Source organism: Amycolatopsis sp. (assembly GCF_035546795.1).
Lineage (GTDB): Bacteria > Actinomycetota > Actinomycetes > Mycobacteriales > Pseudonocardiaceae > Amycolatopsis_E.
In genome coordinates this window covers 111151-135814 of sequence record NZ_DASZWC010000058.1, presented here as the reverse complement: position 1 = coordinate 135814, position 24664 = coordinate 111151, and the positions used below count along the sequence as shown (strand labels likewise).

The window sequence follows — 24664 nt, the reverse complement described above, 5'->3', positions numbered from 1 at the left end:
CTCCCGCCGCCGGTCGGGTTGTAGCCGTTGTACTGGTTGTTGTACTGGCTCAGGTCCCCCTGCTGACCGGCCGACTGCTGCGGATTGGTCATGACTACCCCTCGTACTTCGGCAGCTTGGGCTCAACGATGTTGGCGATCTTGTTGGTCATATCGCAGGCTTCGGTGGCATCGGTCGCGCCGACAATCAGATACCCGACGTCGACCCGGGACGTGGCGGTCACTCCAAGTGCCAACATGCAATAGCCACCGGAATTGTCCACCAGCTTGACCGCAGGTCGGGTATTCAATTTGCCGGCCGTCAATTGACCCCCGTCAGGATTAACAGAGTCAACGCCCTGCGTTGCCCGAATATTTATCCCGGCCGTGGTCGACGAGTCGTCCGCCGAACGACCGGTCCAGTGGCAACTGCTGGTCGCACCCGACGCTTCCGTGTTCTGGTCTTGCCCCGGCCCTTGCGCATTGAAGAGGGCAGCCTCCTGCGTGGTCAGCAACTCACACGCTTTCAACTCCGCGAGCTGCGCGTCTCCCGTCGGCTGCGCGGACTCGCCGCCCGAGGCCGCGGACGAACCGGACGCACTCGTTGCCGGGGAGGCATTGCCCTGTTGCTCATTCGAGCAACCAGCGAGACTGAGGACCCCGACGACCGATGCCACCAGCAGCACATTGGTCTTCACCCTACGGATCGACATGAATTCAGACCTGCACTCCGCCGAAAGTTTGCTTCGCATCGTCATCCATTTGGGAGTAACGCGTTTTCGCTACTTCGAAGGCCTGGCGAGCCTGCTTCACGATCTCTCCCAAAGACTGCAGCGCCGTAGCGTACGACTGTTGATCGCCTGTCGCGACCAACTGCGTGTGTGACGCTATTTGCTGTGCGTACGGGCTGCTGCCGAGGGCAGGCGCTTGGCTCGCATCACGCAAGGTGAATTGCACGTTACCGATCACATCTTCAAAATCCCGGAACACCCGGATGTATTCGTCCGCGCCTTCTTCGCTGATGGCGAAGCCGCCGGAGTTGGCGGAGTCGACGAGTTTCTGCACCTCGCCCTTGGTGGACGCTATGGCCTGCGCACTCAGCATCCCGCCCAGCACCGAGCCGACCGCGCCTGCGGTCGCTCCGGTGGCTGGCGTCTGCGGCTGCCCCGCATCCGGCACGAACCCCGTCATCACTATCCCCACGTAGTCGCGTTGTCCTGGGTCTCCGGGGCGGAGTCTACTGGGCGGCGACCTTCCGCAACCGGGCTTTCACACAGAAACACCACTCCGACGCAGGTGGCAGGCCCCCGGTTCCCGGACGCGAACAGAAAACGGGGCCGCCCCCTGGTGGGAGCGGCCCCGCTGACCAGCCTCACAGCTCGTACAGGCGTTTCCAGTTCTCACGGCTGGTCAGTTCGGGCATGGCGCGCTTGTACTGCTCCTGCACGCCCCGCCCTTCCTTCCGCAGCCGGTTGAGCACGCGGATACCACGTTTGCCCAGGTCGAGCATGCGGTCGCGGTCGTACTTGCGGACCCGCACGCCCTCCTGCGACGCGTCTGTCACCACAGCGGTGTCGAACAGCGCCACGTGCCACCAGCTGGCCTCGTCCGTCGGGATCGCGCCGAGGCCGAAGCGGTTGCGGCCACGAAGACGGTCGATGATGCGCTTGACCAGCACCACCCGCTGCAGCGCGGGCCTGCCCGGGCTGTTGATGATGCCGATGTCGTTCGACGCGATGCCGGGCACCTCGGTCGGGTCGTACCGCTTCGTCTCCGGGTAACGGGCCCGGATCTCGCGGATCTCCTTCATCGCGGCGACCCCGCCGTCCCGCAGGATTTCCGGGCCCTCCAGGAAGTCCTCGACCGCCTTGATCAGGGTGTGCGTCAGCCCGTACTGCATCCCGAGCAGGTACCGTACCAGCTGCGCCATCAGCACCCGGCACAGCACGGTCAGGTTGAACTCACTGTGCAGGGCCGCGGTGATGATCGAGTTGCGCAGGTTGAAGTACCGGTGCCACTCGTCCCAGTCCTTCCAGTGGAAGTCCGCGTGCCAGACACCCGCGCCCGGCAGCGTGACCGTCGGGAAGCCGTGCGCCCGCGCCCGGTAGCTGTACTCGGCGTCGTCCCACTGGAAGAAGAACGGCATCGGGTAGCCGGTCTCCCTGACCACCTCGTACGGGATCAGACAGGACCACCAGCCGTTGTACCCGGCGTCGACCCGGCGCTCCTGCCGGTTCGGCTTGCCGGTCTCCTCGTCGACCCCGAGCAGGTTCGCCGTGGACAGGCTGTGCTCCACCGGCATCCCCGGCTCCAGCGTGTTCAGCCGCGCATACTCCGCGCCGACGTGCAGCTGGTGCGGGTGCAGCAGGTTGAGCATCTGACCGCCGACGATGATCGGGTTCGCGGCCAGGTTCGAGAAGGCCGTCATCCGGACCACCAGGTCCGGCTCCAGCAGCACGTCGTCGTCCATGAACAGCACGTTCGCGTGCTCGGTCTCGGTGTGCCCGGCCACCTCGTACAGGCCGCGGGTGAACCCGCCTGCCCCACCGAGGTTCGGCTGGGTGATGTAGTGCAGCTTCCCGCCGAGGTCCTTCTCGACCTGGGCGAACCCGTCCCGCGAGTCCACCCGGTCGGTGCCCTGGTCGGCGACGTAGATCGCGTCCAGGGTGTCCAGCGACGAGATGTCCCCGGCCAGCGCCTGCAGGTTCTGCAGGCAGTCGTCGGCACGGTTCATCGTGCAGATGGTGACCGCGGTCGGCCGCACCTGCTCCGGCGGCGCCACCGTCCAGCGCACCTGCTCGACGGTCAGCTGCTGCCCGGCCTCGGTCTCGAGGTCGAGCCAGAGCGCTCCGCCGTCGAGGAACTTGTCGAGCTTCGCGGTGAACGTGACGGCCTGCTTCGAGGCACCTTGGAGCTCCTGTGCCGCGACGGTGCGCGGCTCGCCCTCGTAGTCCGAGGCGCGCACGGCGATCAGCCCGGCGCCGGTGGCGACCAGCTCGACCTGCACCTCACGCACCGTGGTCCAGCGCTGCCAGTAGCTCGCCGGGAAGCGGCCGAAGTAGGTGTTGCCGGACACTCGCGCGGACGGCTCCAGGCTCAGGCTGCCCCGCTTACGGGTGACGACGCCTTCGCGCACCTCGGCATACAGATCCTTCGAGACGACCGGCGACGGACCGGCGTAGAGCCCGCGTTGCGCGGTCAACCGCCCATGGGGAGTGTGTTCCGTGAACGTGGTCTGCTCCTTGGTCGCGGCGGCGCGAGTGCCGTTGGCCCTCGCCCTGGTCGTCGCGGCGCCGGTTTTACCAGCCATTGATTCGCTGTCCTCCAGGGGGATTGGTCACGCCCTCGTCAAGCTACACGGTGCGGTTGTGAAACTTTCACAAGCTAGTTCTCGCGGAACACGACCCACTTCAGCATCACGAAGTTGATCGCGGTGGCGGTGCCCTGGGAGATCACCCAGGCCAGCGTCGCTTTCCACGCCATCTCCGGCAGTACCGCCAGCATCAGCGCGTTCATGCCCACCGCGACGAAGAACGTCACCGTGTAAAGCAGCACGAAACTACCGACCTGACCGGCGCCTTCCTTCCGGCCCGCGGAAAACGTGAATTTCCGGTTAAGGAAATACGCGGTCGTGGTTCCGATGATGAAACTGACCGCCCTGGCAACGGTGTCCCAGGGCGCATGATCCATGCCCAGGGCCCGTTCGCCGCTGTAAATACCAAGATCGAGCAGGGCGCAGCAGCCGCCGATGAGCGCGAAACGCACCAGCTGGGCGAAAAGACCGGGCGCGGCCTTCTTCGTTTCGGCCGACTCCTGCGGTTCCGTAGACACCACTGCACTACCTCACCGGCATGGATTGCATGGACGCGGAAAGTGTAGAAGCGGTCAACCGCAAGCCGCCGATCGGGCATCGTTACCCTGGTCCGGGTGAACGCAGCAGACTCGCAGCCGCGGACGGAGCGGCGGACACTCACCGGTTGGGGCCGCACAGCCCCGACGACGGCTGACGTACTGAGCACCCCGGACGTCGAGACCATCGCCAAGGCCGTGACCCAGGCAGGCGAGCGCGGCGTCCTCGCCCGCGGCCTCGGGCGCTCCTACGGCGACACCGCGCAGAACGCCGGTGGCCTCGTCGTCGACATGACCGCGCTGGACCGGATCCACTCGATCGACCCGGACTCCGCGCTGGTCGACCTGGATGCGGGCGTGAGCCTGGACCAGCTGATGAAGGCGGCGCTACCGCACGGCCTGTGGGTTCCGGTGCTGCCGGGCACCCGCCAGGTCACCATTGGCGGCGCGATCGCCAACGACATCCACGGCAAGAACCACCACAGTGCCGGCAGCTTCGGCAACCACGTGGTGTCGATGGACCTGCTCACCGCGGACGGCCAGGTACGCAAGCTGACCCCGGAGGGCCCGGAGGCGGAGCTGTTCTGGGCGACCGTGGCCGGGATCGGGCTGACCGGCATCATCGTGCGCGCCACGATCCGGATGAAGAAGACCGAAAGCGCCTACTTCATCGTGGACGCGGACCGCACCTCGAACCTCGACGAGACCCTCGCGCTGTTCACGGATGGTTCGGACCTCACCTACGACTATTCGATGTCGGTGCCGGACCTGATCAATTCCGACGAGCGGCTGGGCAGGGCCACGTTTTCTCGCGGTTCGCTGGCGAGGGTGGACCAGCTGCCCGAGAAACTGCGCCACGACCCGCTGAAATTCGACGCGCCGCAGCTGATGAAGCTGCCTGACATCTTCCCCAACGGGCTGGGCAACAAGCTGACCTTCGGTTTGCTGAACAACATCTGGCAGCGCACCGTGCCCAAGGGTGGCGCCCGCGGCAAGATCCAGAACCTGACGCAGTTCTACCACCCGCTGGACATGCTCAGTGAGTGGAACCGCGCCTACGGTTCGCACGGTTTCCTGCAGTACCAGTTCTCCGTGCCGTTCGGCCGCGAGAACGACCTCAAAACGATCTGCCGCAAGATCGCCAATTCCGGGCATTATTCGTTCCTGAACGTGTTCAAGCGGATGGGCGAGGGCAACGCGGCGCCGCTGTCCTGGCCTTCGCCGGGGTGGATGCTGAGCGTGGACTTCCCGATCAAGGGCGGGCTCGGCCGGTTCTGCAACGATCTCGACGAGGACGTGCTCGCCGCCGGCGGCCGGCTGTACACGGCGAAGGATTCGCGGACCTCGGCGGAGACGTTCGCCAAGATGTATCCCCGCCTGGACGAATGGCGCAAGGTTCGCCATTCCGTTGACCCCGAAGGCGTTTTCGCTTCAGACATGAGCCGGAGGCTTGGACTGTGATCGACGCGGTAGGCAACCCCCAGTCGCTGTTGCTGCTCGGCGGCACCTCGGACATCGCGCTTGCGATCGCGCGGCGCTACCTGGCCGAACAGCCGCTCAAGGTGGTGCTCGCGGCGCGGCCGTCCGAGCGGCGCAAGCTCGCGGCCGAGCAGCTGCGCGGTGCCGGCGCCACAGTGTCCGAAGTGGACTTCGACGCCAAGGACACCGGCTCACACCCCAAGGTGCTGGACCAGGTCTTCGCCGAGGGCGACATCGACGTCTCGGTGGTGGCGTTCGGTCTGCTCGGTGACGCCGAGGAGGTCTGGCAGGACCACGCGAAGGCCGTCGAGCTGGCCACGGTGAACTACACCGCCGCCGTCTCCGTTGGCGTCGCGCTCGCGGACAAGCTCAAGCAGCAGGCGCACGGCCAGATCATCGCGCTGTCCTCGGTCGCCGGTGAGCGCGTGCGCCGGTCGAACTTCCTGTACGGCTCCACGAAAGCCGGGTTCGACGGGTTCTACCTCGGCCTCGGCGAAGCGCTCGCGCCCAGCGGCGTGACCGTCACCGTGGTCCGCCCCGGCCAGGTCAAGACGAAGATGACCGAGGGCATGGGCAAGGCCCCGCTGGAGCAGACCGCCGAACAGGTGGCCGAGATCGCCGTCGACGCGGCCCGCAAGGGCAAGGACCTGGTGTGGGCGCCGGCCGCGTTCCGCCCGGTGATGTCGATCCTCCGGCACGTGCCGCGGCCGATCTTCCGCAAGCTCCCGCTCTGACCCGCCCCTCCTTCGGTTACTGGCTGAGCCAGTAACCGAAGGAGGTGTACACCGGGTACGGGTTCAGCAACGGCCGCGGCGGCTGGATCTGGATCCGCGCCGAAGATCCCGTGATCAGGTTTCCCGGGATCGTGTACGTGTAAGTCGCCCACGCGGCGCCCTTGACCGGTGTGCGCACCCAGGTGCCTGCCGGTTTCCCATCGACGAGCACCTGCATGTCCGGCACCACCTTGTCCATTTCGGTGCGCGAGGTGATGGTCAAACCCTTGCCAGGCACCAGGTTCCGGGCAGTGAACTCCTCGCCGCCGAGGATGTTCCGTCCACTGTCGACAGTCCGGCCGATCCGGTCGAGCACGCTGAACGGCTGCATCCCGACCTGGGCCATCTTCGGCACATACGAATGCGCCTGTTCGCTGTCGAGGTCGCCGACGTTCACGTAGTCCCGCAGCTGCCCCGGCACGGCCTGCTCGTCGCCACTGTCGGCGAGGCTCCAATCCGCTTTGTACACATCGAGTTCGCGGAACGGGATGATCAGCCTGCCGTAGACGTCCGGCGGGGTCTGCGCCTTGAACTCCTGCACCGGCTCGTCTTCCAGCACGCCGGCCTGCCGCAGCTGCTCCAGCGACGGCCCGGGCACGGTGTCGTATCCGACGACGTACGCGGGGCGCTGGGCCGCGGGCAGGTGACGCAGCTTCTCGTACAGCGAGCCGGCACCGTTGTTCGCCGCTTCGGCGAAACCGTTGGTGCCCAAGCCGATGAGGTCCACGACGTGGTGCTCGCTGAAGTAGGCCACCGCGCCGACGTCCTTCACGGCCACGGTCGCGTTCGCCGGCACGTTCGTGGTGAGCCACAAGGCGACCGAGACGTCACTGTCGCGGATCGAGGAGCTGTCGCGGCCGAAGCGGACCGCCCACGTCGGCAAGGCCGCCAGCGAGAACACCAGCGCCACGGCAAGCCCACCGTGCAGCGCGAAGCGGCGCGCGTTGTGCGGCACGACCCGGGTGAGCCCGTACACGCCCGCCACCGCGAACAACAGGAACACCGGCAGGAACGGCTGGTTGTAGCGGAGATAGTGGGTCAGCGCGGTGTTCAGCGTGGCGATGGACAGGGTGACCGCGACGAGCCCGACGGCCATCGCGCCGAACACCGTGCGCCAGGCGCGCCGCACGAACACCAGGTAGATCACGCCGACGCAGCAGAACAGCACAGCACCGGGGAAGGCGAAGTCCTGGTCGTTGAAGCCGAGGAAGATGTCGCCGACCGTGCGCAGGTTGGAGATCGCACGGTCGGTGAAGTCGCCGAGGTAGAACAGCGGGCGGTCGCGCAGCAGGGATTTCGCCTGGATCCCGTTGGCCGAAGCGGTGCCCGTGGCGATCCGGTAGAAGACCAGCTGGGCCACCCCGGCGAGCACCGGCAGCAGGGTCCACGCCCAGCGCAAGAGCGAGCGCGGCACCCCGGTGCCACGGCGATGTGTCCACAATGTCCACCACGAGGCCAGCATCAGCACGATCGCGAAGATCAGCCCCTCGGGCCGGACCAGCGCGAGCAGTACGGCGAGGACCGGGGTGAACCGGAATCGGCCGGAAGGCGCTTCCCGGACCATCGCCAGCAGCGTGGAGACCACCAGCAGCGTGGCGAGGCCTACCTCCATACCGCTCGTCGCGCCCCACAGCAGTTCGCCACTCACCGCGAGCAGAAGGCCCGTCCAGAGCCCCACCGAGCGTGCGACCAGCACCGCACCCAGCCGGTACGTCAGCGCGGCGCTCAGCGCGAAGCAGAGCACACCGAAAGCCATCGCGAAGGCGAGGAACCAGCTGCCCTGGATTCCGATCGCGTACGCGGCGCCGAGCACCAGCGCGTACAGCACGCTGCTCGCGCCCGAACTGACCGGATCGCCGGTCTCGAACCTGAAGAACTCCCCGAGCCCGATCTGGCGGCCGTACTGCAGGTGGATGTAGACGTCGTCCAGCGGCGCGATCAGTTTGCCCTGGTTGTAGCTCAGGTCGACGACGATGAACAGCGCCCCCAGCACCAGCGCGACACCGCCCACGAGCCAGGCGTATCCGTCGCGGTGCACGCGGCCGGGCAGCACTGTGCGTGCCGTGCCGGTTTCGTGCGCAAGGGCTCGGGAGTTCAGTACTTCGACCACACGGAACTGTACGTCGAAGCGTGAATTCGGATTACCGCCCCCTCCCCCGGCACAATTCCGAATGGGTCAAACCGTTGCGCTGCAACGATATTGCGCCAAGGTGACGGATCACTCAGTTGTCGTACGGGAGTTCGGTGCCGGCACGCCACTTGTCGAAGAGCAGATCGACGTGGTGCTCGTGATAGCGCGCGAGATCGTAGATGTGCACGGTCTTGGCCAGGCGCCCGTCGTACACCTCCCGGAAACCGTCCGCTTCGGCCTGTTCCGCGTCGGCGCCAAGGTAATACAGGCCCACCGAACCGTCCGCGGTGATGCCGGCTATCTCGCAGGGATAACCGAGGTACTCAGCACGTGTGGTCACCTCGGCGAGCCTGCCGTCCTCGTCCTTGACCACCCCGGTGCGCGGGCGGCCGCTGATCACCGCCGGATCGCCGTTGGCCCAGCCGCCGGTCGGCGCGTGCCCCTCGATCGGCCGGGAGAAGTGCGCCGAACGCCAGCGGCTGAACAGCAGATCGGTCTGTTTCTCGTAGTAGTCGGTGAGTTGACGCACGTCAGCGGTTTTGTAGTACTCGTACGCGTTCTCCTGCACGAAGCCGTTGACGGTGGCCCATTCGCCGTCCCATTCGGCCTCCATCAGCCTGGCGTGTCCCGCTTCGTCCAGTTCGTCGATCAGCACCCCGTGGCCGCGGTAGCTGGCATAGACCTGCACAGAGAACACGCGCTCGCACATGTCCACCGGGATCGGCTCGGTTCGCGGATACGGAGTGGGTTTTTCCGAAACGCCATCCGGAAAGTGCACGTAGTTCTCGCCGAACGAGTAGGAAACGCGGTGCGAGACACCGTCGATCAAGGCGTACGTGCCGTGCCGATACAGGGGGTAGCTCATCGACACCCCTTTTCTTTCCCCGACCAGTCGTGTGCAGCGAGAGTTTACGAGGACCACACAGGCTCAGCGAATTGGCATGAGCATGAAGTGCCCGACGCCCTTCGCCTGCGAATACACCTGCCATGGACCGGGCCCCGGCCCGTAGGTCAGCTGGTAAGTGCGGGCGATCGGCGGCCGCTGCCAGTCGAACCGGGTGTAGTTGAGCCGCAACAGCCAGGCCACGACCGGTCCGGCCCGGTCGATCCGCTCGCGGATCTGCGGACCCAGCAGGCCCGGGTCGGAGAACCCGTCGACGATCTGGCAGTCGCAGAAGTACGCGAGCGCGCCGAGCTCCCCCGGCGCACCGACCGGCTCGCCGCCGACGCGTTGGCCCAGTTCACGGCCGACGCGGGCGTAGTCCGCCGTGTCGGCCCAGTTCCCGAAGAACGGTGGGGCCACCCAAGGCACGGGCCGCACGAACGCCGGCGTGTAGCCGAGCACGAGGAGCGCCATGACCGCCATCGCGACCGCGCGCGCCTGCACCTGCCAGCGCGCCGCGATCCCAACCCCCGCCATGCCGAGCGCGACGATCGGCGGCACGAAGTACCAGTGGTACGGCGGCACGTTGAGCAGTGAATACACCGCGTAGTAAGCAATCCCGCCCACGCCGAGCGCGACGAACGGCAGCGACTCCCGGCGCCGCACGAACAACCAGACCAGCAGCGCGAGCACGCCGAACCCGGCCGGCGCGAAACTGAGCACCGCGACCGGATCGCCGCCCCAGGCCAGGTCCAATCCGGTACCGAAGAACCCCTGCCCGCCGAAGCTCCGCTGCAACTGCTTGATCACCAGCGTGTCCGGCACCGCCGAACCGAAGTACCACCAGGAGAACCCCAGCCACGGCAGCGTGACCAGCAGGAACAAACCCAGTACCGGCAACGGCTTGTGTCGCACCGCGGGCGCGACCGCGGCGAGCAGTACGACGAACACCGCGAGATCCAGCCTCGTCAGCACGGCCAGCCCGGCGATCACTCCGAACGCGACCGGCCGGTCCGCGAACGACACGAGCAGGATCAGCGCCGTCGCGATGAACAGGACTTCCAGGCCCAGCGCGGAAAGCAGCAACGGGTTGAGCAGGACGACCGCGATACCGACCGCGGAAGCGGCCGCGGGTAAGCGCATTCTTGCCCACGCCCAGCCGAAAACCGCGCTGACGCCGACGTTCACCACACCCAGCGCGAACACCGGGTGCGCGGCCCCGGAAGCCCTGGTCAACAGCGTCACGAAGGCGAGCAGCGCCACGTGCAACGGCGAGGTGGCGGTGTTCGCGGGATGCCCGGGGATGAGCGCCCATTCCCCGTGCACCGCGAGGTTCTTCGCGTAGTCCAGCGTGATGAACGCGTCGTCGATGAGACTGTCCTTGGCCAGCAAGAACGTCAGTGCGGACAGCACGGCGGCCACCACCGGCGGCCACCACGACGTCTTCACCAGGACATTGTTACCAATCCGACCGGAAGTAGGCGGATACGCATCTGCAGCCGATCTGCTCGTAGGGACCTGTTTCCGTCGTGGCTGTAGTCGGATTGGTGACGGGCGGACTAGTACCGCAGCACTATCACTGTAAACGGGCCGACGTCACGTTGCGTGAAGCGCGGCGAGACGAACAGCGCCGGGTCGAACGCGACCTCGTCCACGTGCACCGGCGAGGCCTGCGGGAACGTGTCGGACGCGATCGGCATGTCCAGCTTCCCGTTGTCCTTGCGCAGCACGAAAACATTCGGTGCTTCGACGGGATTCGCGGCCAGCTTGTTCAGCAGTTCGGCGGAATCCGAGGCGGTGGCCCAGTTCCTGATCTGCGCGTTGCGCTCGGTGTACCCGGCCAGCGGGTTCGCGTAGTGCGGCGTGGTCTGCTGGAAACCCCAGTACGGCACGAAAGACAGCAGCCTGTCGTACGCGGACAGCACGATGTTGCCCTCCGGCGCGCGGCCGGAGAGTTCGTTCACCGTGCTGATCAGCTGACCCGTCCAGGCGCCGTCCTTGCTGGTGTCGTGCTCGCCCTTGGCGTTGTAGCCGTCGGCATAGTAGTCGGATTCCGCCGTCTGCACCGAATCGTTCAGCGATTTCACACTCGTCTGCGCCAGCGAAACCGCGCCGATCAACGCGAGCACGCTCCCGGCGACGAACAGCGGCCGCCCCTGCCTGGTCAGCCTCGGCACGTGCCGCAGCAACTCGACCGCGCCGAACACCCCGGCGACCGAAAGCAGCGTGTCCAGCGTGCCGATGAAGCGGAACGACAACAGCGTGGTGTGCGCCAGCAGAGCCAACGTCGAGACCGCGAACCAGACGTACACGAGCGCCGTGACGGTGAGCGTCACGAACGCGACCGGCTCATGCCTGGCCCGCAACAGCAGCCACACCAGGCCGGCGAGGCACAGCACCCCGAACACGCTGGTCGGCTCGAAGGGAGTCGGGAAGTACGCGCTGGTCTCGGGCAGGAAGTGGGCCGCCACGTTCGGCTTGCCCAGCCCGCCGGCCAGGATGAACGCGCCCCAGGTGAACAGCGCGAGCACCAGCGTGATCGCACCGATCGCGACCAGCCGGAGCAACAGCCGTTTGACCACCGCCCCGACGCCCTCGCCGTGACGCGCGGCCAGCACACCGGCCACGACCGCGAGCACCACGATCACGAAGATCCCGAACGCAACGTGCAGCGTGTATGTGATGGCGGCGAAGCCGAGGTACAACCCGATCAGCACCACCGGCCACGCCTGCACCCGGCCGCTGCGGCGGAACACCAGCCAGGCCAGCACGGCGACCGGCGGCAGCCACGCCGACGTCGGCCACGCGTACGGCTCGTCGATGGCCACCGAGAAGCAGCCGGCGATGGTCGTGGCGATCGAGGCGAGCACCGCGAGCCTGCGGCGCACCACGAGACTCCACAGCACGAACGCGACCACCGCGGACAGCGCTATCCACAGGATCGAATACGGCTTGTACGCCGCCCAGCCGTCCCAGCCGATGAGGTTCGCGAAGCGGCCGCCGAGCCAGAACCAGCCGCCGGGGTAGTACGGCGCGATGCCGTGGTAGTTCATGTCCGCGAGCGAGTTCGACGCGGTCATCCGCTCCATGTACTGGAGCCGGAAGGTGTTGTCGACTGTCGAGCCGCCGAGGAAGAAACGGGTGGCCTGCAACGGAATGGCCAGCAGCAGGGTGGCGAACGCGGTGAGCGCCGCCATCGCCCCGCCGACGCGCAGCCACGACGGCCAGCGGGCCGCCCAGCTCGTGGCGAGCAGCGCGAACAACACCAGCAGCAACACCACGCTGGCAAGATTGACCAGCGCGGTGGGCACGTAGGTGCCGGGGTCGGTGCCGATGTGGTTCGCCGCCACCTGCAGCACCAGGCTCAACGCCACGGCCAGTACGCTGCCGAGCACCAGCTCGGCGACGGTGCGGCCCAGACTCAGCCGGGTGACCGGCGGTTTCCGTGACTCGGACACGGTCGCGTCGCCGGCCGGCCGCCGCAGCGTCGTCGTCACAGGTAGAACGTCACCGCGAGCGTCACGACCCACAGCACACCGAGCACCTGCAGCACGCGGTCCTTGAGCACGATCTCCTCCGGCTCACCCGCGGTGCCGCCGTCCACGTCCACCGCGTAGCGGAGCACCGCGATGACGAACGGGACCATCGAGATCGTCGGCCAGATCGAACCGTGCGCGCCCTCGCGCAGGGTGAACGCCCACAGCGAGTACGACATGATCAGGATCGCCGCGGCGGTCGCCCAGACGAACCGCAGGTAGCTGGCCGAGTACTTCTTCAGCGAGGACCGGATCTTCGCCCCGGTGCGCTCGAACAGCATGATCTCGGCGTAGCGCTTGCCTGCCACCATGAACAGCGAACCGAACGCGGTGACCAGCAGGAACCATTGGGACAGCACGATCCCGGCGGCCACACCACCGGCGATCGAGCGCATCAGGAAGCCCGAACCGACGATGGCGAGGTCGACCACCGGCTGGTGCTTGAGCCCGAAGCAGTAGCCCAGCTGCACGGCCTCGTACACGCCGAGCACGATCGCCAGCTGCGGGCTGGCGAGGAACGAGATGCCGAGGCCGACGGCGAAGAACACCACCGCCGCGGCGTAGGCCACCGGCACCGGCACGATCCCGGCCGCGATCGGCCGGTTGCGCTTGGTCGGGTGTGCCTTGTCGGCTTCGACGTCGACCGCGTCGTTGATCAGGTAGACCGAGGACGCGACCAGTGAGAAGGCCACGAACGCGATCAGCGCGTCGAGCAGCACGCCGCCGTTGGTGATCTGCGCGGCGGTGAACGGCGCGACGAAGACGAGCACGTTCTTCGCCCACTGGCGCGGACGTGCGGTCTTCACCACACCCAGCACCGTCCGGACCGGTCCGCGTTTGACCGATTCGGTGACCGGTTCCGGCGCGGGGGCCAGGTCGGGTTCGGTGTCGAGATCGGTCGGCTTGGTCTCCGCCTCGGCGGGCTCGTTGTGCACGGGCTCCGCTCCGGTCTCGGCGGCCTTGTTCACTGATTTCGTCACGAGCGGATTTCCCTACCCCTTTTTGCGGATCTTCCTGCGCAGCAGACCACCGACAGCGCCTCCGAGGGCTGCTCCGGCGAGGACGTCGGTCGGGTAATGCACCCCGAGCACGAGCCTGGAGGCCAGCATCGGCGGCACCAGGGCGGGAACCAGGTTACGCCCGGTCAGTCCGGAGTAGAGCACCGCCGCCGCTGTCGTGGACGTCGCGTGCGAGGAGGGGAAGCTCAGCCTGCTCGGCGTGCCGACCAGAACTTCCACGCTCGGGTCGTCCGGACGCGGGCGGCGGACCACCCGCTTGACCGCGATGGACGCGGCGTGCGCCGCGACCACCCCACCCGCCGCGACCAGCCAGTCCTTCCGGCGCTTGCGGTCAACCGCCGCGCCGACGAGACCGGCGGCGAACCAGCCGATGCTGTGCTCGCCGAAATGGGACAGCCCGCGCGCGGCCTTCACCGTCGCGGGGCGCTTCAGCGTGGACTGAACCTTCGAGAGGATGTCGATCTCGGTGGGCCTGGCGGCCTTCTTCTCAAGCATCGAGGCTCCCGTCCAGCGGCGCGCCGTCGGTCAGGTGCGGCGCGATCTTGTTGTCGAACGCGGACAGCGCCGACCCGATCGCCATGTGCATGTCCAGGTACTTGTAGGTACCCAGCCTGCCGCCGAAGAGGACGTTGCGCTCGGCGGCCTCCTGCTTGGCCAGCTCGCGGTAACGCTCGAGCTTCTCGCGGTCCTCGGGGGTGTTGATCGGGTAGTACGGCTCGTCGTCCTCGTTGGCGGCGCGGGAGAACTCGCGCACGATGACCGTCTTGTCCTTCGGGTAGTCGCGCTCCGGGTGGAAGTGCCGGAACTCGTGGATCCGGGTGTAGGGCACGTCCTCGTCGTTGTAGTTCATGACGGAGGTGCCCTGGTAGTCCCCGGTCGGCACGACCTCCTGCTCGAAGTCCAGGGTGCGCCAGCCCAGCCGGCCCGCCGAGTAGTCGAAGTAGCGGTCCACCGGTCCGGTGTAGACGGTCGGGGTGCCGGCCGGGATCAGCGCGCGGACGTCGAAGTAGTCGACGTTCACCCGGACCTCGATGTTCTCGTGGTCGGCCATCTTCTCCAGCCACGCGGTGTAGCCGTCGACCGGCAGGCCCTCGTAGGTGTCGTTGAAGTACCGGTTGTTGAACGTGTAGCGCACGGGCAGCCGGGTGATGTTGCCCGCGGGCAGTTCCTTCGGGTCGGTCTGCCACTGCTTCGCGGTGTAGCCGCGGAAGAACGCCTCGTAGAGGGGGCGGCCGATCAGCGAGATCGCCTTCTCCTCGAAGTTCTGCGCGTCGGCGGTCTCGATCTCGCTCGCCTGCTTCGCGATGAGCTCGCGCGCCTCGTCCGGCGTGTGGGACTTGCCGAAGAACTGGTTGATCAGGCCAAGGTTCATCGGCAGCGGGTAGACCTGGCCCTGGTACTTGCCGAACACCCGGTGCTGGTAACCGGTGAAGTCGGTGAACTGGTTCACGTAGTCCCACACCCGCTTGTTCGAGGTGTGGAACAGGTGCGCGCCGTAGCGGTGCACCTCGATCCCGGTCTCCGGCTCCGCTTCGGAGTACGCGTTGCCGCCAAGGTGGGCGCGCCTTTCCAGGACGAGCACGCGCTTGTTCAGCTGCGTGGCGGCGCGCTCGGCCACGGTCAGCCCGAAGAAGCCGGAGCCGACCACGACGAGGTCGTAGGAGGTGAAATCGGCTTCGGAAAAGTCAGTGTGGTTCGTGTGCTCGCTCACGGGCGTCGAGGGTACCCACGTAACGGAGGGCTACCGCACCGGCCGCTGGTTAAGCGCCGTTGTGGAGCCCCGGCAAGACGTCGGTCACCACTTGTTCAAGGACCGTTTCCCGGCCCTGGTACGGCCCGCTCGACCTGGGCCAGTGCGCCACGATGTCGGTGAATCCGAGCTCGGCGGCGCGGCCGGCGGCGTCGGTGAACGCGTCGGCGCTGCTCAGCGAGAAGACGGGCGCCGCGTCGAGGCTGAGGTAGCGGCCGGCGCTGCCCGGCTCACGCTCGTGCTCGACGAGGATTTCCTCGAACCGCTTGGCCAGTTCGGCCACCCCGTGCCACCACTCGTCGAGCGTTTCGGCCGGATTGCCCGTGGTGATCCAACCGCCGCCGAATTTCGCCGTGAGCCGCATGTTGCGGGGACCGTTGGCGGCGATGAGGAACGCGGGGCGCGGGCGCTGCACGCTGCCGGGCAGGTTGCGGGCGCCGACCGCCTGGTAGTACTCGCCCCGGAAGTCGAACTTGTCCGTGCGCAGCAGGCCGTCGAGGGATTCGATGAACTCGGCCAGCCGGTCAGCCCGCTGTTTCGGGGTGGGCTCGGTGCCGCCCATCACGAGGTTGTCGTAGCCGAGCCCGCCCGCGCCGACGCCCAGCAGCAGCCTGCCGTCGGCGATGTCGTCGAGGGTGATCAGCTCGCGGGTGAACGGCACTGGGTGCCGGAAGACCGGCGAGGCGACGAAGGTGCCGAGGCGGATGGTGGAAGTCACGGTCGCGGCGGCGGTGAGGGTGGGCACGGCGCTGAACCACGGCCCGTCGACGAGCGATCTCCAGCCGAGGTGGTCATACGTCCAGGCGTGGTCGAAGCCGTATTCCTCGGCTGCTCGCCACTTGGGCTCGGCGGCCCACCACCGGTCCTCCGGGAGAATCACAATGCCAACGCGCACCACTCAACGCTATCGGGCTGCGGTGACAGCCGGACAATGGGCAGCGGACAATCGCAGTGTGGAACAGCCCCTGTTGATCGCCTCCGACGTGGACGGAACCCTGCTCGACGCCTACGAGCGGCTGTCCGAGCGCACCAACTCGGTCGTGCGCCGCGCGGTCGCCGCCGGCGTGCCGGTCGTGCTGGCGAGCGGACGCCCGCCGCGCTGGATTCCGTCGGTGGCCGGCGCCGCCGGGCTGACCGGTTACGCCGTGTGCGCGAACGGTGCCGTGCTGTACGACATCGGCGCCGACCGCGTGGTCGAAGTGAACGGGCTGCTGCCGCCGGAGCTGCTCGTCGAGGTGGTCGCCGAACTGAGGAAGGCGATCCCCGGCTGCGGGTTCGCCGCGGAACGGGTCGGCCGGAGCGCGATCGACCCGGAGGTGCGCAACCTCGTGATCGACGACGGCTATCACAACCCGTGGGGCGACAGTGAAGGCATGGTGACCCCGCTCGGCGAAATCCTCGGGCATCCGGCGATGAAACTGCTGGTCAGCCACGATTCGATGAGTTCGGACGAGATGGCGGCGGCGGCCCGCGCGGTACTCGACGAGTCGGTGGACATCACGTTCTCGGCCGGGTTCGGGTTGATCGAGGTCGCTGCACACGGGATCACCAAGGCCAGCGGCCTGGCCGAGGTGTGCCAGCGGCTCGACGTGCCGCGGGAGCGGGTGATCGCCTTCGGCGACATGCCCAACGACGTGGAGATGCTGCGCTGGGCGGGGCACGGTGTGGCGATGGCCAACGCGCACCCCGCCGTCCGCGAGGTGGCCGACGAGATCACGGCGCCGAACACCGAGGACGGCGTCGCCCAGGTGCTCGAACGCTGGTTCTAGGGCTTCGGCGCGGTGCCGCCGAGGTGCGCGGGCAACCACCAGCGTTCGTCCGCGGCAGGGCTTTCCGGGTACTCCGCCTGCGCCTTGTCCAGCAGCACCGACATGCGGGTACGCAGGTCGCGGGTCAGCGTCTCCGGATCCTCGTCGGGCGACGGGTGCGTCGGCTCGCCGAGCACCACCGAGATCGGCACGTGCCGTTTCGTAAGCGTGCGGGGGTGTCCCTTCGTCCACAGGCGCTGGGTGCCCCACAGCGCCATCGGGACCAGTGGCACCCCGGCTTCGGCGGCCATCCGCACGGCGCCGGACTTGATCTCCTCGACGGTGAACGACGGGCTGATCGTCGCCTCCGGGAACACGCCGACGACCTCTCCGGCGCGCAGCCGTGCGACCGCTTCGTCGTAGGAAGCCTTGCCCGCCTTGCGATTCACCGGGATGTGCCGCATCCCGCGCATCAGCGGGCCGGAGATCCGGTGCCGGAACACCGACTCCTTCGCCATGAACCGGACAAGGCGTTTCGCCGGCTGCGCGCCGAGGCCGCAGAAGATGAAGTCCAGGTAGCTCACGTGGTTGCAGGCGATCACCGCCCCGCCCTCGCGCGGCAGGTGCTCGCCGCCCTCGACCCGGAGTTTCAGGTCCAGGGCCCGGAACATGGTCTTCGCGAACAGGATGACCGGTGGGTACACGAGCTCTGCCATGTCCGCCAGGTTACGGCACCGTAGGTTACTTACGCGTAGCTCATCTCGGGCAGGGCACATAGACGAGCGACGGATCGGTGCTCAGCCGCCGGATCAGCATCGGCGCCTCGTCGTCCCGCGCGTACACGGTGACCCAGCCGCCGGAGACCAGGTGCCGGAAGGTGGCCGGCGTGTACGCCGCGTCCTCGCTCACGCATTGCTGGGTGGCGCTGTAGCCGAACGTATTCGACGTCGCGAGCGCCGGCCGCCAGACGCTCGGGTGGTTGTCGGTGTCGGTGATCAGGAACTGGCTCCCGAGCCCGTAAGCGAGGATCCCGACGCCGGTGTCGACCGAGGCCCCGACCGGCAGGCCCGCGGCCAGCCACGCGCCGAGCTCCTCCGTCTGCGCCTGGCGGGTCCGGTGTTCGAGCACCTCCGGGCGCCCGAACAGCGCGACCGGCACGCTCACCGCGGCCAGCACCACGGCCGCCGTCCTGGCCCACACCGGCGCGACGGGCCGTGGCGTCGGCGAGGGCTTTCGCCGACGCTGCAACAACACCGGCACCGCCACCGTGAGCAGCGCGGCGAGCAGGAACTTGTACGGCGGCTGGACGTCCGGCCAGGTGGTGAACGGCTGGTTGTAGTACGTCGCGCGCCAGGCGAGCCAGGGCACCACGAACACCAGCCAGCCCAGCGTGAAACCCACCGGCGCCCACCAGTTCCACCACCGCCGCGCGGCCCCCGCCAGCAGGAAGATCACCACGACGACGCCGAGCGCGGCACCGTCCGGCCTGGTCATGGTGGCCAGCGCGGCGAACACACCGGCCGCCACCGGATGGCCCGTGCGCACCGCGTACAACACGGCGAGCACGAGCAGGACGAACAGCGGCGTCTCCGTGCCCGCGCCCTCGTAGGCGGCCAGCCCGCTGACCGCGGCCATCAGCACCGCGGCGAGCGGGTGGAACTTGTGAGCCAGCAGCACGCAGCCGAGCGTGCAGGCGACGCTGAGCACGACCGCCCCGGTCACGACATCCGTGCCGAACATCGCCTTCGGCAGGCTGACCAGCACCAGCCACACGAAGTTGGCGTACCCCTCGACGCGCTCCCCGACGTTGAACACGGCGCCGTGGCCCGCCGCGATGTTCTCCGCGTAGCGGAAGGTGACGAACGCGCTGTCCGGCACCGTCGCGAACAGGATCTGCTGCAGCACCGTGAAGGCGAGCGCGAACGGCAGCAGCCCGGCGCGCCTGCCGGTCAGCACCACGACGGCCAGCACCACCCAGCCGAGCACCGCGATCAGCACCAACTCGCGTCCCCTCCCCTATGCGGAAGGTATCGCGCCCGCGCTTGATTCGTTTCGGTGTTTTCGCAGGTCTTCAGATCAGGTCGGTCAGGGACTGGTAGTCGACCTTGCCGCTGGCCATCCGGGGGACGGTGTCGATCGCGCGCACGTCGAACCCGGACGAGTGCAGATGGAGCCGGTCGGCCAGCGCCAGCGAGATGTCCTTGCAGATGTCCCGTGCCGCGCCCTCGGCGAACAGCACGACCTTGTCCCCGGCCGGTACCGCGGCCACGATGTCGACGCCCAGCCCGGTGGCGCATACGGCCTGCTCCAGGTCGTCCAGGCTGAGCCGGTTGCCGAACACCTGCCCGATCCGCTTGAGCCGACCGGTGACGAACAGGAAGCCCTCTTCGTCCAGGTAACCGAGGTCGCCGGTGGCCAGCACCCCGTCCAGTTCGTCGCCGAGCGCGAGCCGGCGGGCGTCCTCCGCGTACCCCATCATCACGTTCGGCCCGCGGTAGATCACCTCGCCGGTGATCTTGGGGTGAGTGGTTTCGGTCCCGTCGTTGTGCCGGATGCCGAACGCGCCGCCGGGCAGCGCGGGCCCGACCGACCCGGGTTTCTCCGCGAGTCTGTCGGCAGGCATCGTCGCCATTCGCGGCGCGGCCTCGGTTTGGCCGTACATCACGAAAAACCCGCCGCCCGCGGTGCGCATCTTCGTGTCGAACTCGGTGACCAGCTCGGGCCGGAGCCTGCCACCGGCCTGGGTCAGCGTGTGCAGCCGCGGGTACCGGGCGGGGTCGAATTCCAGGCGCCGCAACATTTCGTAGTGGTACGGCACCGCCGCCAGCGACGTGCAGCCGTGTTCGGTGACCGCGTCCCAGAAGTCGTCGTCGAGCAAACCGGCAGGCTGCAGCACCACCGTCGCGCCGCGCACGAGGTGTGAGTTGAGCACGGAAAGCCCGTAGCTGTAGTGCAACGGCAGGCTCGTCGGTGCGACGTCTTCGGGCCCGATGCCGAGCACCTCCGCGATCGCCTGCGCGTTGGACAGCAGCGCGTGCCGGGAGAGCCGGGCGAAATGCGGTTTTCCGGTGGAACCACTGGTGGCCAGCAGCACGGCGAGATCGGGATGCGGGCGCACCCCGTCGGTTTCGGCGCGCACCCAGTGCCCGTCCTTGCCGAGGTAGCCGGGCGGCGGTTCGCATTCCGGTGCGGCGAGCACGGCGCCGGGCCGGAACCGTTCGACGAGCTTGGCCAGCGACTCGACGCTGAGCGCCGGGTCGATCAGCGCGACGGCGCGGGAACTCTCGAACGCGGCGAGGTAGCGGATCAGACCCTGCACGTCGACCGCCGTGCGCACGAACAGCACACCCTCCGGCAGCGCCGCGAGCTCCTCCGCCGCGGCCGGCACCGCCGCGGTGAGATCAAGCGCGCGGCCGGCGGCGAGATCGACGATCCGGGCGCCATCACCGAGCAGTGTCACCGCCGCTGCTCCAGTTCCTCGTCCACCCGGAAAGTCCTTCCACTCGTCCCACCCGCACAAAGTAGAGAGGCCGGCGGGTCAATGGTCCATCAGCCCAATGGGTGGAACTGGTGGCCTCCGCTTGAGTCGCGCTGTCGGCTCGTCAATCGTGTCCACGTCACGGCGAGCCACCCTACCCAGATCCAGGAGGAGAAGATCCACGCATGATTCCCATCGCCGTGGTCGACGTCCGCGAAAGCGAGTCGCTGGTCGTCGAGGTGTTGCGGTCCGGCAATCTCGCGCAGGGGCCGATGGTCGGACGCTTCGAGGAGGCGTTCGCCCGGGTCGCCGGGACGGCGCACGCGGTGGCGGTGCACAGCGGGACGACAGCGCTGGTCGCCGCGCTGCAGGCGCTCGGCGTGGGTGAGGGCGACGAGGTGGTCACATCCCCGTTCGCTTTCGTCGCCACGCTCAACGCGATTCTGCGCACCGGCGCCACAGTTCGCTTCGCCGACGTGTCCGCCGAAGACTTCGCCCTCGACCCTCGCTCGGCCGCGAAGGCGATCGGCCCGCGTACCAAGGTCTTGCTGCCCGCGCACCTGTTCGGCGAGACGGCCGACATGGGCGAGCTGCTGCCGCTGGCCGAGGAGCACGGGCTGGACCTCGTGGAAGAGGCCGGGCAGGCGATCGGCGCGACGTTCGGTGGCAAGCGGGCAGGCTCGTTCGGGGTGGGTTGTTTTTCCTTGTACGCCACCAAGAACGTGACCACCGGCGAGGGCGGCGTGATCACCTGTGACGACCCGATGCTGGCCGACCGGCTCCGGCTGCTGCGCAACCAGGGCATGCGGGCACGGGGCGCGTACGAGGTGCCCGGGCTCAACTACCGGATGTCCGAGCTGCACGCGGCGGTCGGCATCCCCCAGCTCGCGCGACTGGACGAGACGGTGGCCGCGCGCCGCCACAACGCGCGCCAGCTCACCACGGGCCTCGCGGGTACGCCGGGGCTGACCGTGCCGGTCCCGCTGCCAGGCCGGGAACACGTGTGGCAGCAGTACACCGTGCTGATCGGCAAACACGCGATGCTGTCACGGGACGAGCTGGTCGCGGAGCTGGCCACGCGGGGCATCGGCACTGGCGTGTACTACCCGAAGCTGGTGTTCGACCACGACGGGTTCCGCCACCACCCGCAGATCGCGGCGGCGACGCCGGAGGATTTCCCGGTGGCGTCGGCGCTCGCGGAACAAACCCTTTCCCTGCCCGTACATCCCGCGCTCACGGAGTCCGATGTGGACACCGTGGTACGCGAGGTGCGGGACGCGCTTGGCGCCTGATCCGGCTAGGTCTCACGCCGGGAACCCAGTAACAGCAAGCAAAGCACGGCGACGGCGGCCGCGACCGCGGCGACGATCAGCATCGGGTCGAGCGTCGTGGTGGTGGTCGGTGCGGCGCTCGCCGCGGCCACTTCACCGCCGGTGCTCGGCGCGGCCTCGGTGGACACCGTGGCGGGCATGGACATCGACGTCGTCGGCTGCTGTTGTTGTTGCGCGACAGGCTGTTGTTGCGCCGCGGACGAACGCGTGGTGGCCTTCTGCTGCGTGGTGGCCCTTGGCGCGACGGGCACCGCCGGTGCGCTCGTCGCGGCAGCGAGCACTGTCACGGTGGCCCGCATGTCCGGGTGGATCGAGCAGTAGTACGAGTAGGTGCCCGCGGTCTTGAAGGTATAGCTGAAACTCTGCCCGGTGGACAGCATCGGGCTCTTGATCGCGACCGGGGCGCTCGTCGTGGTCACGTCGTGCGGGGCCTGGTCGTGGTTGGTCCAGGTGATCGTATCCCCGGCGTGCACTGTCAACGTGGACGGCGAGAAGGCGTAGTTCTCCATCATCACCGCCTGCGTCGCGGCCTGCGCCGGCGGCGCGAGCGCGAAGGTGCCGAACGCGGCCAGTAGCGCCGCCAGTAGCAGCCTCATTGCACGAACTCCGCGGCCAGCTCCAGATGTATCGGCCGTTCGGCGATCACCTGTGCCGCCCAGTAACCGGTCTCCAGCGAGCGTCGCGGCGGTGGCAGCACTCCGGTCACCCACAGCACCACCGCCAGCTCGTCCACGTAGGCCAGCCGGCCGCGCAGCCGTATTTCGCGTACGACGTCGAGCACCTCCAGTTTGCCGATCACCTCGACCTGCCAGTCCTCGGTCACCGACAGGTCCGTGCTGCGGAAACGGAGTGCGGGATGTTCCGCCGCGCATAATCCTCCTTCGCTGGTGAGCGTGCGCGCGAGCCCGAAAACGTTGGTGCGCAACGAACGCGCGTCGAGTTCGAGCGACAGCTCGGGTCGTTCGCCGAGCACGAGATGGCCGCCGGTGCAGGCAAGCCTGCCGCGCAGCACCGGCCACCGCAGCACGCGGACGGCCGGTTCGAGCACGAACCGGCCCGGGTCGACCTGGTAGCGGCCGGGCAGCGGCAGCTTCTCGAACCGCTCGACCGGGAGCTCCACGGTCGCGTCCATCGGGGACCTCCTCGGGATGGGAGAATGGGTGGCGGTGGCCCGGCCGACCGTTTCTCGGCCGGGCCACCGCCTTTCCCTGACCTACCGCTGTCTCAGCAGGTCGCCTGGTTCATCAGCGGGGTGAGCACCTGCTCCAGCCAGACCGTGTGCGTCTTGATGTACTGGTCGAGGTTCAGCGCGTCGGTCACCTGCTGGCCCAGCGAGGTCTCCAGGTGCGCCGACTTGATGTGGTCGAGGATCGGCGTCAGCGTGTCCGTGACCAGCTTGTCGGCCGAACCGTCCAGCACCGGCGCCAGCACCTGTTCCAGCCACACCGTGTGCGTCTTGATGTACTGGTCGAGGTTGAGGATGTCGGACACCTGCTGCCCCGGCGAAGTCTCCAGGTGCGCGGACTTCACGTGGTCGAAAATGGGCTGCAGCACGCTGGTGGGGATGCATTCGGTGGTGCCGCCGGTGCTGCTCGACGGCATCGACATCGACGAGGACTCCGAGCTGGAGCTCGACGGCATCGACATCGAGGTGGTCGGCGCCGAGCTGCCGGTCGGCGTGCTCGTCGTCGGCTGCGTCGAACCGCTGCCGCTGTCGGTGACCGTCACCGTGGCCTTCATGTCCGGGTGCACGGCGCAGTAGTACGAGTACGTGCCGGCCTGGGTGAAGGTGTAGGTGAAGGTCTGGCCCTGCTGCAGGTTCGGCGAGTTGAACTTGACCGGGCCATCGCTCACCGTCACCGTGTGCGGTGCGGTGTCGTCGTTGGTCCAGGTCACGGTGTCACCGACGGCAACGGTCAGCGCAGCCGGGTCGTAGGCGTAGTTCTTGATCGCCACCTGCACGGTCTTGGCCGTTTCGGCCTTTTCCATGCTGTTGTAGAGCGCGACGCCGATCGGGTTGTCCTGCACCACCTGCGGCAGCGCCGCCTGGTCGGTACCGGCGCTCGACTTCATGCTGGCGAAGCTGAACAGCACGCCCGCCAGCGCCACCACGGCGATGCCGAGCAACAATACGGACTTGCGCGAGCGCTTGGGCTCGGTCGGGGATTCGGTTTCCACTATGGATTTTTTCCTTTCTCAGCAACTCGCCTGGGCGAGCAGCGGGGTGAGGACGCTCTCGAGCCAGACGGTGTGGGTCTTGACGTACTGGTCGAGGTTCAGCGCGTCGGCGACCTGCTGGCCCACCGACGTTTCGAGGTGCGCCGACTTGACGTGGTCGAGGATCGGGGTGAGCGTGTCGGCGGCGACCTGGTCCGCCGATCCGTCCAGCGCCGGCGCCAGCACCTGCTCCAGCCACACCGTGTGCGTCTTGACGTACTGGTCGAAGTTCAGCGCGTCCGTGACCTGCTGGCCCACCGAGGTCTCCAGGTGCGCGGAGTTCACGTGGGCGAGGATGGTTTGCAGGACCTCGGTCTTGGCGCACGAGCTCTGCTGGGACGACGCGGCGGCATCCACAGTGGACGGTGCCGCTTCGGCGATCGCGGAACCCCCGCCAAGGCTCATCAAGCCGGCCACGGCGAGCGTCAGCACCCACCTCCATCGCCGGGCGAGACCGGGTTTTTCGGACTTGTCCATCCAGCAGACTCCTTT

23 protein-coding genes are annotated in these 24664 nt (G+C 67.9%); 4 read left to right on the top strand and 19 right to left on the bottom strand.

Annotated elements, in window-relative coordinates; translation table 11 throughout:
- Positions 1–94 precede the first annotated feature (94 nt).
- From VHD82_RS30540 to VHD82_RS30525, 4 genes are all read right to left on the bottom strand, one after another.
- The gene (locus VHD82_RS30540; RefSeq protein WP_325711900.1) at positions 95–736 is read right to left on the bottom strand and encodes a DUF3558 family protein; all 642 of its coding nucleotides are present in this window, start codon (positions 734–736) and stop codon (positions 95–97) included.
- Positions 696–1169, bottom strand: coding sequence for a hypothetical protein (locus tag VHD82_RS30535; RefSeq protein WP_325711897.1), 474 nt, complete (start codon positions 1167–1169; stop codon positions 696–698). Before VHD82_RS30535 ends, VHD82_RS30540 begins: the two co-directional genes overlap by 41 nt.
- Before the next feature lie 181 nt (positions 1170–1350).
- Complete coding sequence (locus tag VHD82_RS30530; RefSeq protein ID WP_325711895.1) at positions 1351–3288, bottom strand: glycosyltransferase; 1938 nt, start codon at positions 3286–3288, stop codon at positions 1351–1353.
- A 74-nt stretch (positions 3289–3362) separates the two neighbouring features.
- Positions 3363–3812, bottom strand: coding sequence for a GtrA family protein (locus tag VHD82_RS30525; protein ID WP_325711893.1), 450 nt, complete (start codon positions 3810–3812; stop codon positions 3363–3365).
- A 93-nt stretch (positions 3813–3905) separates the two neighbouring features.
- On the opposite strand from VHD82_RS30525, the gene VHD82_RS30520 reads away from it, so the two are divergent.
- Together VHD82_RS30520 and VHD82_RS30515 are read left to right on the top strand one after the other, a co-directional pair.
- Complete coding sequence (locus tag VHD82_RS30520; protein WP_325711890.1) at positions 3906–5288, top strand: FAD-binding oxidoreductase; 1383 nt, start codon at positions 3906–3908, stop codon at positions 5286–5288.
- A complete protein-coding gene (locus VHD82_RS30515) occupies positions 5285–6040 on the top strand; it encodes a decaprenylphospho-beta-D-erythro-pentofuranosid-2-ulose 2-reductase (protein ID WP_325711887.1) in 756 nt (251 codons plus the stop codon). The genes VHD82_RS30520 and VHD82_RS30515 overlap by 4 nt, the downstream gene beginning before the upstream one ends.
- Positions 6041–6056: 16 nt before the next feature.
- On the opposite strand, the gene VHD82_RS30510 is transcribed toward VHD82_RS30515, so the two are convergent.
- The 8 genes from VHD82_RS30510 to VHD82_RS30475 form a co-directional block, all read right to left on the bottom strand.
- The gene (locus VHD82_RS30510; RefSeq protein WP_325711884.1) at positions 6057–8189 is read right to left on the bottom strand and encodes a hypothetical protein; all 2133 of its coding nucleotides are present in this window, start codon (positions 8187–8189) and stop codon (positions 6057–6059) included.
- Between the two features lie 112 nt (positions 8190–8301).
- Positions 8302–9075 carry a hypothetical protein gene (locus VHD82_RS30505; protein ID WP_325711881.1) on the bottom strand — a complete coding sequence of 258 codons (774 nt, stop codon included), beginning with the start codon at positions 9073–9075 and terminating at the stop codon, positions 8302–8304.
- 63 nt (positions 9076–9138) lie between these two features.
- Positions 9139–10542, bottom strand: a complete 1404-nt coding sequence (locus tag VHD82_RS30500) for a hypothetical protein (RefSeq protein ID WP_325711878.1) — start codon at positions 10540–10542, stop codon at positions 9139–9141.
- A gap of 110 nt (positions 10543–10652) precedes the next feature.
- The gene (locus VHD82_RS30495) at positions 10653–12590 is read right to left on the bottom strand and encodes an arabinofuranosyltransferase (RefSeq protein ID WP_325711875.1); all 1938 of its coding nucleotides are present in this window, start codon (positions 12588–12590) and stop codon (positions 10653–10655) included.
- A complete protein-coding gene (locus VHD82_RS30490; protein ID WP_325711921.1) occupies positions 12587–13504 on the bottom strand; it encodes a decaprenyl-phosphate phosphoribosyltransferase in 918 nt (305 codons plus the stop codon). The genes VHD82_RS30495 and VHD82_RS30490 overlap by 4 nt, the downstream gene beginning before the upstream one ends.
- Positions 13505–13621: 117 nt before the next feature.
- Complete coding sequence (locus VHD82_RS30485; protein ID WP_325711872.1) at positions 13622–14143, bottom strand: phosphatase PAP2 family protein; 522 nt, start codon at positions 14141–14143, stop codon at positions 13622–13624.
- Entirely contained in the window at positions 14136–15359 is a 1224-nt protein-coding gene (gene glf / locus VHD82_RS30480) for a UDP-galactopyranose mutase (protein WP_325711868.1), read from the bottom strand. Before glf ends, VHD82_RS30485 begins: the two co-directional genes overlap by 8 nt.
- A 49-nt stretch (positions 15360–15408) precedes the next feature.
- Entirely contained in the window at positions 15409–16293 is an 885-nt protein-coding gene (locus VHD82_RS30475; protein ID WP_325711865.1) for an LLM class flavin-dependent oxidoreductase, read from the bottom strand.
- 58 nt (positions 16294–16351) lie between these two features.
- Here VHD82_RS30475 and VHD82_RS30470 point away from each other — a divergent pair, with 58 nt between their 5' ends.
- Positions 16352–17167, top strand: a complete 816-nt coding sequence (locus VHD82_RS30470; protein WP_325711862.1) for a Cof-type HAD-IIB family hydrolase — start codon at positions 16352–16354, stop codon at positions 17165–17167.
- On the opposite strand, the gene VHD82_RS30465 is transcribed toward VHD82_RS30470, so the two are convergent.
- The 3 genes from VHD82_RS30465 to VHD82_RS30455 form a co-directional block, all read right to left on the bottom strand.
- Positions 17164–17862 (bottom strand): lysophospholipid acyltransferase family protein, encoded by a 699-nt coding sequence (locus VHD82_RS30465; protein ID WP_325711859.1) that lies wholly within the window; start codon positions 17860–17862, stop codon positions 17164–17166. The genes VHD82_RS30470 and VHD82_RS30465 overlap by 4 nt on opposite strands.
- Positions 17863–17902: 40 nt before the next feature.
- Positions 17903–19144, bottom strand: coding sequence for a hypothetical protein (locus tag VHD82_RS30460; protein WP_414637595.1), 1242 nt, complete (start codon positions 19142–19144; stop codon positions 17903–17905).
- Positions 19145–19217: 73 nt separating this feature from the next.
- Positions 19218–20606 (bottom strand): AMP-binding protein, encoded by a 1389-nt coding sequence (locus tag VHD82_RS30455; RefSeq protein ID WP_325711853.1) that lies wholly within the window; start codon positions 20604–20606, stop codon positions 19218–19220.
- 203 nt (positions 20607–20809) lie between these two features.
- Here VHD82_RS30455 and VHD82_RS30450 point away from each other — a divergent pair, with 203 nt between their 5' ends.
- Positions 20810–21916 (top strand): DegT/DnrJ/EryC1/StrS family aminotransferase, encoded by a 1107-nt coding sequence (locus VHD82_RS30450; protein WP_325711850.1) that lies wholly within the window; start codon positions 20810–20812, stop codon positions 21914–21916.
- Between the two features lie 5 nt (positions 21917–21921).
- On the opposite strand, the gene VHD82_RS30445 is transcribed toward VHD82_RS30450, so the two are convergent.
- The 4 genes from VHD82_RS30445 to VHD82_RS30430 all read right to left on the bottom strand — a co-directional run bounded on the left by VHD82_RS30445 (position 21922) and on the right by VHD82_RS30430 (position 24649).
- Entirely contained in the window at positions 21922–22551 is a 630-nt protein-coding gene (locus VHD82_RS30445) for a cupredoxin family copper-binding protein (RefSeq protein ID WP_325711847.1), read from the bottom strand.
- Positions 22548–23087: a YceI family protein gene (locus VHD82_RS30440; RefSeq protein WP_325711844.1), complete on the bottom strand. Its 540-nt coding sequence runs from the start codon at positions 23085–23087 to the stop codon at positions 22548–22550. The genes VHD82_RS30445 and VHD82_RS30440 overlap by 4 nt, the downstream gene beginning before the upstream one ends.
- 92 nt (positions 23088–23179) lie before the next feature.
- Complete coding sequence (locus VHD82_RS30435) at positions 23180–24133, bottom strand: cupredoxin family copper-binding protein (protein ID WP_325711841.1); 954 nt, start codon at positions 24131–24133, stop codon at positions 23180–23182.
- An 18-nt stretch (positions 24134–24151) separates the two neighbouring features.
- Positions 24152–24649, bottom strand: coding sequence for a hypothetical protein (locus VHD82_RS30430; RefSeq protein ID WP_325711838.1), 498 nt, complete (start codon positions 24647–24649; stop codon positions 24152–24154).
- Between the last annotated feature and the right edge of the window lie 15 nt (positions 24650–24664).

What these genes read in the sequence shown, in the direction of transcription:
- VHD82_RS30540 (WP_325711900.1), bottom strand. Translation starts at nt 736, where the DNA reads ATGACGATGCGAAGCAAACTTTCGGCGGAGTGCAGGTCTGAATTCATG.
- VHD82_RS30535 (WP_325711897.1), bottom strand. Translation starts at nt 1,169, where the DNA reads ATGACGGGGTTCGTGCCGGATGCGGGGCAGCCGCAGACGCCAGCCACC.
- VHD82_RS30530 (WP_325711895.1), bottom strand. Translation starts at nt 3,288, where the DNA reads ATGGCTGGTAAAACCGGCGCCGCGACGACCAGGGCGAGGGCCAACGGC.
- VHD82_RS30505 (WP_325711881.1), bottom strand. Translation starts at nt 9,075, where the DNA reads ATGAGCTACCCCCTGTATCGGCACGGCACGTACGCCTTGATCGACGGT.
- VHD82_RS30485 (WP_325711872.1), bottom strand. Translation starts at nt 14,143, where the DNA reads ATGCTTGAGAAGAAGGCCGCCAGGCCCACCGAGATCGACATCCTCTCG.
- VHD82_RS30465 (WP_325711859.1), bottom strand. Translation starts at nt 17,862, where the DNA reads ATGGCAGAGCTCGTGTACCCACCGGTCATCCTGTTCGCGAAGACCATG.
- VHD82_RS30450 (WP_325711850.1), top strand. Translation starts at nt 20,810, where the DNA reads ATGATTCCCATCGCCGTGGTCGACGTCCGCGAAAGCGAGTCGCTGGTC.
- VHD82_RS30445 (WP_325711847.1), bottom strand. Translation starts at nt 22,551, where the DNA reads ATGAGGCTGCTACTGGCGGCGCTACTGGCCGCGTTCGGCACCTTCGCG.
- VHD82_RS30440 (WP_325711844.1), bottom strand. Translation starts at nt 23,087, where the DNA reads ATGGACGCGACCGTGGAGCTCCCGGTCGAGCGGTTCGAGAAGCTGCCG.
- VHD82_RS30430 (WP_325711838.1), bottom strand. Translation starts at nt 24,649, where the DNA reads ATGGACAAGTCCGAAAAACCCGGTCTCGCCCGGCGATGGAGGTGGGTG.